This window comes from Arthrobacter sp. NtRootA1, from assembly GCF_019976975.1.
In the GTDB taxonomy this organism is placed as follows: Bacteria; Actinomycetota; Actinomycetes; order Actinomycetales; family Micrococcaceae; genus Arthrobacter; species Arthrobacter aromaticivorans.
Genome location: NZ_AP024630.1, coordinates 3434529 through 3446782, shown reverse-complemented (window position 1 = coordinate 3446782; position 12254 = coordinate 3434529). Strand labels below are relative to the sequence as shown.

14 protein-coding genes and 1 pseudogene are annotated in these 12254 nt (G+C 62.9%); 8 read left to right on the top strand and 7 right to left on the bottom strand.

Translation table 11 applies throughout. The annotated features are described in order from the left end of the window. Window positions 1-5 precede the first annotated feature (5 nt). From LDN90_RS15655 to LDN90_RS15640, 4 genes and pseudogenes are all read left to right on the top strand, one after another. The gene (locus LDN90_RS15655; protein ID WP_216923843.1) at window positions 6-716 is read left to right on the top strand and encodes a ribonuclease HII; all 711 of its coding nucleotides are present in this window, start codon (window positions 6-8) and stop codon (window positions 714-716) included. 68 nt (window positions 717-784) lie between these two features. Then, the gene (locus tag LDN90_RS15650; RefSeq protein ID WP_216923842.1) at window positions 785-1129 is read left to right on the top strand and encodes a DUF2469 domain-containing protein; all 345 of its coding nucleotides are present in this window, start codon (window positions 785-787) and stop codon (window positions 1127-1129) included. Window positions 1130-1245: 116 nt separating this feature from the next. Next, window positions 1246-1611, top strand: a complete 366-nt coding sequence (locus tag LDN90_RS15645; RefSeq protein WP_223946302.1) for a YraN family protein — start codon at window positions 1246-1248, stop codon at window positions 1609-1611. Next, window positions 1611-2294, top strand: a pseudogene (locus LDN90_RS15640) (magnesium chelatase domain-containing protein); the annotation flags it as partial. The gene LDN90_RS15645 and the pseudogene LDN90_RS15640, both read left to right, overlap by 1 nt. A 473-nt stretch (window positions 2295-2767) precedes the next feature. Here LDN90_RS15640 and nhaA read toward each other — a convergent pair. The 5 genes from nhaA to LDN90_RS15615 form a co-directional block, all read right to left on the bottom strand. Continuing rightward, window positions 2768-4099, bottom strand: a complete 1332-nt coding sequence (nhaA, locus tag LDN90_RS15635; protein ID WP_142938773.1) for a Na+/H+ antiporter NhaA — start codon at window positions 4097-4099, stop codon at window positions 2768-2770. 74 nt (window positions 4100-4173) lie between these two features. Continuing rightward, the gene (locus LDN90_RS15630) at window positions 4174-4563 is read right to left on the bottom strand and encodes a CBS domain-containing protein (protein ID WP_142938774.1); all 390 of its coding nucleotides are present in this window, start codon (window positions 4561-4563) and stop codon (window positions 4174-4176) included. 33 nt (window positions 4564-4596) lie between these two features. Next, entirely contained in the window at window positions 4597-4947 is a 351-nt protein-coding gene (locus LDN90_RS15625) for a transcriptional regulator (RefSeq protein WP_142938775.1), read from the bottom strand. Further along, the gene (locus LDN90_RS15620) at window positions 4944-6428 is read right to left on the bottom strand and encodes a DUF1538 domain-containing protein (RefSeq protein ID WP_142938776.1); all 1485 of its coding nucleotides are present in this window, start codon (window positions 6426-6428) and stop codon (window positions 4944-4946) included. Before LDN90_RS15620 ends, LDN90_RS15625 begins: the two co-directional genes overlap by 4 nt. 132 nt (window positions 6429-6560) lie before the next feature. Further along, complete coding sequence (locus tag LDN90_RS15615; protein ID WP_142938777.1) at window positions 6561-6833, bottom strand: hypothetical protein; 273 nt, start codon at window positions 6831-6833, stop codon at window positions 6561-6563. Between the two features lie 170 nt (window positions 6834-7003). Between LDN90_RS15615 and LDN90_RS15610 the strand changes: the two genes are divergently transcribed. Continuing rightward, window positions 7004-8023 carry a histidine kinase gene (locus LDN90_RS15610; protein ID WP_142938778.1) on the top strand — a complete coding sequence of 340 codons (1020 nt, stop codon included), beginning with the start codon at window positions 7004-7006 and terminating at the stop codon, window positions 8021-8023. A gap of 25 nt (window positions 8024-8048) precedes the next feature. After that, window positions 8049-8681, top strand: a complete 633-nt coding sequence (locus LDN90_RS15605; protein WP_238703402.1) for a response regulator transcription factor — start codon at window positions 8049-8051, stop codon at window positions 8679-8681. A 438-nt stretch (window positions 8682-9119) separates the two neighbouring features. Here LDN90_RS15605 and LDN90_RS15600 read toward each other — a convergent pair whose 3' ends face one another. After that, the gene (locus tag LDN90_RS15600) at window positions 9120-9395 is read right to left on the bottom strand and encodes a hypothetical protein (protein ID WP_142938780.1); all 276 of its coding nucleotides are present in this window, start codon (window positions 9393-9395) and stop codon (window positions 9120-9122) included. A 171-nt stretch (window positions 9396-9566) separates the two neighbouring features. Between LDN90_RS15600 and LDN90_RS15595 the strand changes: the two genes are divergently transcribed. Further along, window positions 9567-9842: an NAD(P)-binding domain-containing protein gene (locus LDN90_RS15595; RefSeq protein WP_160147639.1), complete on the top strand. Its 276-nt coding sequence runs from the start codon at window positions 9567-9569 to the stop codon at window positions 9840-9842. Here the strand turns inward: LDN90_RS15595 and LDN90_RS15590 are convergent. Continuing rightward, entirely contained in the window at window positions 9817-11652 is a 1836-nt protein-coding gene (locus tag LDN90_RS15590) for a GAF domain-containing protein (protein WP_160147640.1), read from the bottom strand. The two genes, LDN90_RS15595 and LDN90_RS15590, sit on opposite strands and share 26 nt — an antisense overlap. 167 nt (window positions 11653-11819) lie before the next feature. Here LDN90_RS15590 and LDN90_RS15585 point away from each other — a divergent pair, with 167 nt between their 5' ends. Further along, a complete protein-coding gene (locus LDN90_RS15585) occupies window positions 11820-12254 on the top strand; it encodes an MFS transporter (RefSeq protein WP_202979311.1) in 435 nt (144 codons plus the stop codon).

Genomic DNA, 12254 nt, shown 5'->3' with positions numbered 1-12254 from the left:
CGGCCATGGCAAGCACCCGGCTGAAAACCAAGACACCAATCGAAGTTCCGACCCTGGACGTCGAGCGTTCCTTCCTGTCTCCCCGGGTGCGGTTGCTGGCAGGTGTGGACGAGGTTGGCAGGGGCGCCCTGGCTGGCCCCGTCAGTGTGGGAATCGCAGTGGTCAATCTCGAGGACCACGTACTTCTGGCCGATGTCCGGGACAGCAAGTTGCTCAAGCCCGAGGACCGCGACAGGTTGGAGCCCATGGTCCGTGACTGGGCTGTAGCTTCCGCAGTTGGACACGCGTCCGCCCGCGAAATCGATGACGTCGGTATCATAGCTGCCCTGCGCCTGGCGGGAACACGGGCGTGGTGTGAGATTTTGGCCGGTGGCATCACGCCCGATGTCGTGTTGTTGGACGGCAGCCACAACTGGCTTTCTCCGGAAGTTCAAGCCTCACTGTTCGACACCGCACCCACAGGACCCTGGTGTGAAGCTCCGGTCCACACAAAGGTAAAAGCAGATATGAGCTGTCTCAGCGTGGCTGCTGCCAGTGTTTTGGCAAAAGTAGCCCGCGATCGGATCATGGTTGATCTCCACTCCGAAGTACCGGCCTACGGCTGGAACGAAAACAAGGGTTACGCCACAGCAGCGCATCGCGAAGTGATCAGGGTGCAGGGTCCCAGTGCCTATCACCGGACGAGCTGGAACCTCACCGGGCCGGACGTTGTCTGACAGCCTGCTCTGCAGCGTGTGTCCTGCTGATGGCGTCCGGTTCGCGGCAGATGGTGCAAGATGGAACTATGAGCGCCGAGGACCTTGAGAACTATGAAACCGACATGGAGCTGCAGCTCTACCGTGAATACCGGGACGTTGTCGGTTTGTTCAGCTACGTTGTCGAAACCGAGCGGCGTTTCTACCTGGCCAACCATGTTGATTTACAAGCCCGCAGCGCAGACGGCGAAGTCTATTTCGATCTAACCCTGCAGGATGCCTGGGTTTGGGATGTCTATCGTTCAGCCCGCTTCGTGAAAAATGTCCGGGTCATAACGTTCAAGGACGTCAACGTCGAGGAACTCCCACGCAATGAAGACCTTGCGTTGCCCAAGGATGGTGGCCTCGGGGATCTGGGAGACCTCGGCAACTAGCACCTGCAGCCCGCGGGTACTCTTCCTCCACAAGAGAAAGATGTGACGGGTTTACCCACATAGCATCAGGGCCGTCTGTCACGAGCCGCTGCCAGCATCAAAGCTGGATAGCGGAGGTGATGCTCATGAGAGCAAAAGACATACTTGGCCGTAACGGCGAGGCTTTGGCAGCAGGATTCCTGGAACACCAGGGCATGCGGATCGTCGATCGCAATTGGCGGTGCGCCGATGGTGAAATCGACATCGTTGCACTGGAGGGCGACACCCTGGTGGTCGCGGAGGTAAAGACCCGCAGCAGCCTGGATTACGGACATCCCTTTGAGGCAGTAGGTTCGGCCAAGCTGGCTCGCCTGCACCGGCTCGCTTCATCGTGGTGCCGGGAGCATGAAGTGACTGCTCGACGAAAACGTATTGATGTGGTGTCGGTCATCCACGACGGCATTGGGGATCCCCAACTGGAACACCTGAGGGGTGTTGGCTGATGGGGGTCGGGCGCAGCTACTGCATTGCCCTGGTTGGCCTCAACGGCTACGTCGTTGAGGTAGAAGCCGACATTGGCCAGACTCTCCCAGCATTCGTGATCCTGGGACTACCCGATGCCGCCCTTAACGAAGCAAAAGAGCGAATACGCTCCGCGGCACAAAACTCGGGAATTCCTTTGAGTCGGAGGAAGATCACCGCAAATCTCATTCCAGCATCCTTGCCCAAACGTGGTTCGGGCTTTGACCTTGCCATCACCATGGCTGTTCTCCGTGCTGCCGAGGACATTCGTTCGATCGATGGGACAGTCTTCATTGCTGAGCTCGGTTTGGACGGCCGGCTTCGGCCGGTGAGGGGCATCCTCCCTGCCGTCATGGCAGCCGTCCAGGCCGGGTATCGGGAGATCGTCGTGGCCGAAGCTAACGTCGCCGAGGCAACGTTGGTACCGGGGGCTCACGTCAGGGGATACAGGACTCTCGCCCGGCTCGCCTACGACTTCGGCGCGGACCCCAAAGAACTCGCCCTGGACTACGACCCGCCCGGCGGTGAGCCCGGGGACGAAAACGAAGACGAAGTGGGCATCGTGCCTGATCTTTCCGACGTCTCGGGGCAATTAGAGGCCCGGCGAGCGCTGGAAGTCGCAGCTGCAGGTAGCCACCATATGCTGCTGACCGGTCCACCGGGGGTACGTCCTTAACCATGTATGCGTGAAGGCATTCGAGCGGCGGGGCTTACCGTCAAACATGTGCGCGGAAGCAGCGCCTGCCCGAACCCGCCAAGCTGCTGCCCGGGCTCGCCGTTGGTGCGGACTCTGACGATCTTCAGGCCATGCCTAAGCATCGCGGCCGAGATGGGTTCACGACTCCGGGCCCAGCCGGGTCACGAGGTCGAAGCTATACGTTTCCGTCTACGACGTCGCGCTTGCCGTCGGCCCCTACCGGTACAGCGACACTGGCGTCCGCCCGAAGGCCGGAACGCGCTGGAGGAGTACGCGCAGGCGTTGGCTGTCTGGGTGACGGTCCTGCCCTCGGCGAGTAACGCTAGACCGCAAGATCGCAGTGATGGTTCTCTTCCGGCTCCATGATCTGGTGCAGCGGGTTGCCGTGGCAGGTCGGCCGGCAGCCTTGCTGCGGTGCCAGGCCCGCTGCGTCGAAGAGTTCATGCAGCCGAATGCGAAGACTCTTCGGAGCCTGGGCCGGCCGCGCTGGAAGGCCGGGACGAGTTGGTGCGCCGGTAGTGCCGGTTCCTGGGCAGCAGGACTGCAGCAGCCAGGAGTGAGGCTATGAGGGACGCCGCCAGGATCCCTGTCGTCGCCTGGTCACCATAGTTGCTGCCGTGGCCGAAGCTGAGCTCCGCGACCAGCAGGGAAACGGTGAAGCCGATCCCGCCGAGGAGCGAAACCCCGAAAATATCGATCCACTTGATGGAGCGGTCCAGTCTTGCCCTGGTGGCCTTGGTAATCAGCCAGACCGTTCCGAGAATTCCGACTGGTTTGCCCATGACCAAGGCGATGATGATCCCGACGGTCACCGGGTTCGAGAACAGGGATCCGATCCCATCCCGGCCGCCGACCTGTACACCGGCGGAAAAGAAGGCAAACACCGGCACAGCGATACCAGCCGAAACGGGGCGCAGCCGGTGCTCCAGGATCTCGGCCAACCCCCCACCCGGCTGCGGTCCGCCCTTGGAGTGAGCGAGCGGAACAGCGAAGCCCAGCATGACTCCTGCAACAGTCGCATGGATCCCTGAATTGCGGACCAGTACCCAGACGGCAGCGCCCAGGGGAAGCAGGATCAGCCAGGCCGCTGTCCGTGTAGCGAAGAACCGCCGGTACCGGTGTGCAAGAAGGGTGTAGGAACCTAAGGCGAGCAGCACCAGCAGCAGCAGCTCCGGACGAATGTCCTGCGAATAGAAGAACGCGATGATGCCAATGGCGATCAGGTCATCAACCACGGCGAGTGTCAGGAGGAAAATCCGCAATGCGCCCGGCAGGTGCGAACCGATCAGGGCCAGAACAGCGACGGCGAAGGCGATGTCCGTCGCCGTCGGGATCGCCCATCCCCTCAGCGTTTCTGGACTGGCCAGGTTGACCACGGAATAGATGATGGCGGGAACAGCGACCCCACCGGCGGCGGCGGCAACGGGCACGACCGACTTGCTGGGCTCGCGCAGATCCCCGATCAGGAACTCCCGCTTAAGTTCAAGGCCGACGAGGAAGAAGAAGATGGCCAGCAGACCGTCCGACGCCCACTCGCCCAGGCTGAGTTCCAGATGCCACGGCCCGTATCCGATCCGGATATCCCTCAGCTGGAAGTAACCGGCGGAGAGCGGGGAGTTTGCCCAAATCAGCGCGATGATCGCAGCTGCCACGAGCAGCGCGCCGCCGACAGTCTCTTTGCGCAGGACGGAACCGATGCGCAGCAACTCGGAAGAACTTTCCCCTCCGAGCAGGAAGAAGCGGGGGCGGGAGTCCGGTGAGTTCTGGTCCATTCGGTGCGTCCTCGAGTAGTCCCGACAAGACAATGTCCCTCGCCGACGTAGTGGTCAGCGCAGCCGGGCGAATGTCACGTTAGCTCCTCCATGAGCCGGGCGAGAATGTCATTCATGGCGAGCAACCCGACGAGCTGATTGCCTTCCACAACGACGAGCCGGCTGAGGTGATAGCGGCTCATCAGGGCCGCTGCCTGGCGGACGGACAGGTCCTCGTTGACAGTGATCGCGGGGATCGTGGCGGCGTCATAGACGTTCAGGAGGTCCACATCCCCCTCCTGCGCTACGACGGTGTCCAGGAGTTCTCTGTAGCTGAGCAGGCCGTAGGCGTCGTGGGCGTGCTGCCGCTCCACTACCAGGCTCTTCACCTGGCGCTCCTTCATCATCGACAGCGCCTCCCGCAGCGTGCTGTAAGGGGAGATCGTGACGACCTCGGCGACCATGACATCTTTGACAGTGAGCATCTCTTTCCTCCTCGTAACGTTTCCGGGCCTGCTTCAGGAGCCCTCGCGGCGCAGATGCTCCTCGAACCTGACCACCTGCCGCATATCGATCCCGGTCAGGTGCTCAATCGGAATCGCGAAGGCCAGGCCCCGGGATTCCGTTCCTTGAACCAATATCGAGTGCAGTTCCTTCAGGATGGGGGCAGTCAGGTGAGCGCCGACGACCATCAGCAACACGGACTGCGTCCCTTCGAAAGTGAGCCCGAAAAACGTCTTCCGGGCCTCACCCCCGATGCCCTTGCCCGGCAAAATGGTCACCCCCGTGGCACCGGCCCGCTGCGCATGTTCAATCACCCTGTCTTCAAGCTCGTCAGGGGCGATCACGATGACTGCTGTGAATTTCATGCCGGTTCCCTCCTCAGACGGGGAAATCTCTCCATCACCATGGCATACACCATGACGGAAATGACGGGGAAGATCGAGGCATACGCGATCAGCCCAAAACCGTCGATCAGGGCGTCGCGTCCTTCGACCGCTGTTGCCAGGCCGATGCCAAGGGCTGTTACCAGCGGCACGGTGACCTCCGACGTCGTCACCCCGCCCAGGTCGAAGGCCAGCGCGATGATGTACTTCGGGGCGAAGAACACCAGCACGATAGCGACGGCGTAGGCAGTCATGATGAAGTAGTGGAACGGCCCTCCCACCAGAATGCGGTAGACGCCGAATCCGATCCCGAGGGCGACGCCAACGGCCACAATGACCCTGACGGTGAACGCGCTGATCTTCCCCGGGGATGCTTCCTGGGCCTGTTCTCCGATGGCGACCAGGGCTGGCTCGGCCATGGTGACCGCGAAGCCGATGAGGAATGCGAAGAGCAGGATCAGGGCCGGGATTCCCTTCTGAATCAGCTGTTCCGCCATCAGGGTCCCGAGCGGGAACAGCCCTAGCTTGAGCCCCACGACAAAGGCATACAGTCCCACCAGGACCATGATGAAGCCGATGACGACCCGCAGGGGGTGGGGCAGCTTGCGTCGGAGCGCAACCCATTGGAAGAAGAGGACAACGCCCACGATTGGCAGCACTTCCCGGATCATTCCGGCGAGGCCAAGGATCACGCCGACCACCCAATCCGTTGGGGCCTCCCCGGTGTCGGTGACCGGCGGAGCCGGCCCGGCATCGCCGAAGGTGTAGACCCAGATGCCGTAGAGCTGGACCCCGATCATGGGCACCATCACGCACAGCGCGACCAGGCCAAAGCCGTCGGCCAGCAGGCTGCGTCCCCTGATGGAATTCGCCAATCCAAGGCCGATCGCCGCGATCAGCGGGACACTGACGATGTTGGTGGTGACCCCGCCCGAATCGTAGGCAAGACCAATGATCTCGGGCGGGGCGATATACGTCAGTCCCAGCGCCATCGCGTAGCCGGCGATCAGCAGTTTGTACACGGCCCAGCCCCGCAGGACACGCAGTACGCCCAAGATCAAGACCAGACCCACCGACACAGCGATGACAAAGCGCAGCACCAGCGCATTGATCCGACCATCGCTGACCAGCTGGGCCTGCTCCGCGACAGCGATCACCGCCGGCTCCGCGACGGAGGCAGCGAAGCCAATGGCAAACCCAAAGGGCAGCAACAACCCGAGCGCCCCGCTCCGGACAAACTGATTAGCCAGGTTCTTACCGACCGGAAAGATACTCAGATCCAGGCCATGCAGGAACAGGGCAATGCCCACAGCCACGATCAGGAGCCCCGTCACCAGCTCCAGTGGGTCATCGGGCATGGAGCGGAACACCAGCAGTTGGAACAGAACAACCACGATAACGATGGGCAGAAGGTTCCTGAGCGCCTTAAGGAATTCGCGGGCAAATCGGCTGAGGTGCGCCATCGGGTCCTCTCCCGGAATGATCCTGCGAGTACCTGGCTGAGTACCTGGCTTTTCAGTTCGCCGATCCAGCCCAGTCGCGTCTGCCAACCGAGGCTCCGGTGTGAATCGGCGACACGGGCGGGTCCACGATCGTCATCGCTCCATCCCTGCGAGCCGGGCGACCCGGCGTTCGAGTTCGGCTATGCGATCGGTGATCGGCTGGCTGTGCAGGAGCTCGGCGACCTGATCGGCCTCGTCCTCCTCGAGCACGATCCTTGCCACGGCCCGATCGGGCTCGGCCGAGTCGTAAACGAAGATTTCGCGTCTGCCGGGATGCGCGACGAGGATGCGGAATTGCTGGCCGTCGCGGGTCTGGCAGTCGTGCAGCACGCCGGAGCCGGGAACGGTGGAGTGGGTGGTCTCCATTGGGCCCTCCGTTCCGTCGGTTCTAGGGGTAGATCCAGTCTCCCCGTGCGGTCAGGGAGGTGCCATTGGGCCTGACACCCATTTCTGGTGCGCCGCGCGCACGGGTTTCCGCCGCCCGTGGGTGCGAGCCCTCATGGACAAAGGTCGCGGGCCGCGCAAGGCTAGTACGCATGCGGACCGCGCTCGAAACCAGGGCCGCCGGAAAGGCACGCGGCGTGCCTCCGAAAGGACCGGCACAGTTGCTGTTCTGGCGACTGTTCTTCATCAACGGATTGCTCTTCGCGGCCGGCACACTCGTGTTGGCGCTCTCGCCCGCGACGGTGTCGTCGCCCGTCCTGCTCACCGAGGTGCCGGTCCTGCTCATCGGACTGGCACTCATCCTCGCTGCCAATGCCGCCCTGGTGCGTGCAAGCCTGGCGCCGTTGGACGCCTTGACAACCGTGATGCGCCGAGTGGGCCTGCTACGGCGCGGTGGCGATCGGGCGCCCGAAGCCGGTAACGGCGACCTCGGGCACCTGATCCATACCTTCAATGAGATGCTCGACCGGCTCGAGGCGGAGACCAGCGCGAGCAGCGCCCTCGCGCTGGCCGCGCAGGAGGGGGAACGTCAGCGGATCTCGCGGGAACTGCACGACCAGATCGGCCAGAGCCTGACCGTTGCTCTCCTCAGTCTCAAGCGAGTTGTCGACCGGTCTCCCGACGATCTTCGCGAAGAGAGCCTCGTCGCGCAGGAGGCGGTCCGGGCGAGCCTGGAGGAAGTCCGCCAGGTGGCGCAGCGTCTGCGCCCGGGCGTGCTCGCGGACCTCGGCCTGCGGAGCGCCCTGACTTCGCTGGGTACAGAGTTCTCCCGCTCGAGCGGGATCCCGGTGACCTGGGAGCTCGATGACGAACTCCCCGAGCTCAGCGGGGAGGTCGAGCTGGTGCTCTACCGCATTGCGCAGGAGGCGCTCACCAACGTCGCCCGGCATGCACACGCGACACGAGTCGATTTCGCGCTCACCTCGTCCACGACGGGGCTAACCCTGCGGATTCGAGACAACGGGCAGGGCGGTGACCTCCGCGAGGGCGCGGGCATCCGCGGGATGCGCGAACGGGCCCTGCTCATCGGTGCCGAGCTGACAGTCGCCGCACGGGCGAGCGGGGGGACCGACGTTCGCCTCGTCGTTCCCGGAGTCGAGGCGGGGAGCTGATCCGATGGGCGTACCTACACGTATCTTGCTCGCCGACGACCACGCCCTGGTCCGCCGTGGCCTTCGCATGATCCTCGACGCGGAACCCGACCTCACCGTTGTGGCCGAGGCCGCCGACGGCACAGAGGCCGTCGCCGCCGCGACCACCGGCGGGGTGGACCTCGCTATTCTCGACATCGCCATGCCCCTGATGACCGGCATCCAGGCGGCTCGACAAATATCGCGGAACGCGCCCGACGTGCGGATCCTCATCCTTTCGATGTACGACAACGAGCAGTACTTCTTCGAGGCGCTGCGCGCCGGGGCTTCGGGGTATGTGCTCAAGTCGGTCGCCGACCGCGACCTCATCGAGGCGTGCCGTGCAGCGATGCGCGGGGAGTCGTTTCTCTACCCCGGCGCGGTCACCGCGCTCATCCGCGACTATCTGGAGCGCGACCGCCGTGGCGACCGGATGCCGGACAGTATCCTCACGCCCCGGGAGGAGCAGATTACGAAGCTCATCGCAGAGGGGAACTCCGCCAAGGAGATCGCGGACATCCTCAGGATCAGCGTGAAGACCGTCGATCGCCACCGGGCCAACGTCCTGCAGAAGCTCGGGTTGCGCGACCGGCTGGACCTCACAAGGTTTGCCATCCGCACCGGGCTCATCGAGCCATAAGCGGTCCGACCTGAGGAGCGGACGGCTCATGACTGCACCACCACAACCTGTCGTTGAAACTCTCGGCCTTGTCCAAGATTTCGGCAGGACACGTGCACCGTGCAGCCCTTACCCGAGAGTCGCCGGCGGTGAATTCCACGATTTTCTGGGCCCCCACAGTGCAGGCAAATCCACCACGCTGAGGATTCTCCTGGGCCTCATCGGCCCCGCCGCCGGTACAGCCCGGTTGTTCGGCCTGGTCTCCTGGACCGATCCTGTCGGAACGCGCCGGGACGTTGCAGTCCTCCGGCTCACGGTTGTACGTAGGAGGGCGGGAAGCGGTCATGGCCCTGTCAGATGAAGAGCCTGCTTCTCGCGGGGTGTGGGCGTTCACCATCGATACCTCACCTGACAGGAGACTTACCGATGAAGGTATTGATCACTCCTGCAAAGGAACATCTACAGTTCCTTGCGGCGGAACAGCATTACGGCCAGACAGACCAATGCCAGAGAGAGCACGAGCGACGTCGTAATCGCCCAGAATGACGTCGGAACCTCAGCGCCGGAGGCAATCGACGTTGCCTGGCCGGTTATGCCTGCCGGGGAGTAGCTGTTGAGCGGGTTCCAGTTGGCACCGATGGACAACAGCACGTACGCTCCGAGTCCGGCCCCGGCGGCTCCCGCCGAGGATGGTACCAGGATGGACAAGAGGGCCATGAGGGCAACAAAGAGCACGCCCAGCACTAGCCAGAGAAGCGATGACCTCCACAGGGTGTTTCCCGGTGCTTCTCCGAAGACAGAGGCGGGGGTACTTAAGAGATACAAGCCGAAAAGGGGCTCTTCATCTCAGGTCTCGGGATCGGGATGCTGACCGCGACGGCGACCGCTCACCTTCACGATCTGCACGTGCGGCACCGTCCTGGAGCGTCGAAGCAGCGTTTCGAAATCGTGTCCACGCTCGCAGTGGGGCGCGTCGGCGCCGTGGCCGCCCGCACAGCACTGGCCGCCGGACTCGACGTCCACGTCGCCGGTTCCGGACCAGCGGAAGACATCGCGCTACTCGCCGAGGTGGTTATCCCGGGCGCCCGCGCCATGACGGCTGAGGACGCGGTCGAGGATGCGGAGATCGTTCTCATCGCCGTACTGCTGCACAAGTTCAACGACCCTGTCTGGCCTCGATGACGTCGTCGATTTCGAGGGCATTTGAGATGCGCGTTAGGTCGGCAACGCGTGAAAGGTCAAGTGCGAGCAGAGCCTCGATCCGTCGGCGGGCTTCGACGACGATGTCTTCTTGGATATGAAGCTGTTCGGCCGTCTTACTCGCACTGAGATTATTGTGAATGAGGGCTGACAAAGTTGGTACGAGCGACGGATCTTGGGCCGCGTCGTTGGCACGTAACGGGCCAAGCACGTCGCTCACATAGTGGTCCAGGGCGGATACGTCCGGGAGCTGAAGCAGAAGCCCAGTCAAACCTAGATCGCGCAACACCAGGGTCGCGGGGGGACCCTCACGAAGGGCCGCCAGCTCAATGGCTCCGCGGGCCGTTGCAAATGCTGCCGGATAGTCAGCGATGCTTGTGACCGGTCCCGTGATGACAGCGTGCGCTCGATCGGTGTTTTGGGCGCTTTCTGATGGAATCCGGCTGACTTCGTCGCCCATGCCTCGCACTTCGTCGATTGGCGTCGCCGGCCCCAGCGGCCAGAGAGCAACAACGTACCCCTCGTGAGATCCGAGCAGCGGCTTTGGTGAGACTTGTTGGGCCATCCGCGCGAACGTGGCGGCAAGCCAGTAGGGTAGGGCGCCCTCGTTGTAGCGTTCAAATCGGACTGCGATGACTGCGTGGGGAAGTGACAGATCGTGGCCGAGGCGTGCGGCTTGGGTCAAGAGCGCTGTAGACCCGTGCCCTTTACCTGACAGGAGTTCGGCGAGAATCTCGCCAGTTTCCCGCCACTCTGCCTCGGTCGCTGTCCGGGTTCGAAGGAGTTCCAAGGCCAGGGGCGCCGCGGCCCGTTCCATCGCCTGGCGATCCAGCGGTCGGAGCTCGGCGACCCTACCGCTCGTCCAGATCCACGCGACGGCCTTCTCCTTGATCAGCACCGGAACCTGAACAACAGTCCGCGTCCCTCTTGGATCCGGAAGATGCACATCGGTCAGCAATCCGGCATTATCTGCCGGCTTGGCATCAAGGAGTGGGAGTCCGGCCGCGTTCGCGAGGAGGGTAGCCGGGAGCGCAACGCCATGACGTTCGGTGTTGCAGAGGATGGTCCCGTTGGTATCGCACACGGCGACGGGACGATCCAGGATCTCTGCCAGGGCTCCGCCAAGGGCCCTAACTCCGCCCCCTTCGAGCGTCAGGGCCATCAACCGCTCGTGGATCGATTCGGCTTGCCTTTGCTGTTCGTACTGCTCCTCGAGCGACTCATTCAGCTCCTTGAGGGCCGTGATCCTGTCCGCCTGTTCCGAGCGCAGCCGACTGGTGGAGATGGCTACGGCCGCCTGGTCTGCCAACATCAGGAGACGCGATTCTTCTTCCTTAGTGAAGTGATGGGGTGATCGGGTGTAGCAGTTGAGGGTCCCGAGTGTTTCATCGGCGGAATTCAAAGGCACTGAGATCATGGAGCTGTAACCTTGGTCTCTTGCCGCAGCTCTCCAAGCGAGCATCGCCGGATTACTTCCGAAGTCTTCGATCTGCACTGGAACGCCCATCGCGAACGCTTGGCCGGACGGCGTGGGTGTGTGAACGCCATGAAGTCGGAGCGGGTGCGCTGAGTTTATTTCTCGGATGTAATCGGCTGAGAGGCCGTAGGAGCCTTCGATCAGCAGGACTTCCGACGCCTTGTCCGGGATAGTGATCGCGCAGAAGTCGTAGGACATCAATTTGCAGGCGGTCTTGGCGATCAGGTCCAACAGCTCGTTCAGCGAAACGCCGTGGTTGACCGCCGCACCTACATCGGCCAGCGCCTTCAGCCATCCTTGAAGATGCTGGGCCATACGATCAGGCCCCATTTTCACACTTAGAGTTTTTCACGAATTCCCTGGACCAGCGAGGGCGAGGTTCAGCAGCGGAAGTCGGTGGGCTTTGGCACAGGCGCTGATGCCACCGTTTCACATTGGAACACTGTGGGCTGAATCACGCCTCTACTGTGGAGGCGGATGCCGTGTCGGCCATCACATTGGTGGCGTCCGCGGCAACGCATGCTTGGCACCTTGCCCTGCTGACCTCCCAGTCTGTTTTAAAGGAGAACCCCAAGAAGGAGAACCCCAAGACTAGAAGCACCTCGTCGCCTCCTGCGATGACCCCTCGTCGAGCGGCGACGGCTGCACTCCTCGGCAGCGCACTCGAGTACTACGACTTTTTCGTCTACGGTGCCGTAGCGGCGCTCGTTTTCAAGGTGCTGTTCTTTCCGTCCAGCGACCCCGCCGTTGCCTTGGTCGGATCGTTCGCCACCTTCGCGGTGGGCTACGTGGCCCGGCCCGTCGGCGCGATGGTGATGGGTCACTTCGGCGACCGCCTTGGCCGCAAGCGGGTCATGCTTGCCACGGTGGTCATGATGGGGGTTGCCTCCTTCGCCATCGGGTCTACCGACGTTTGA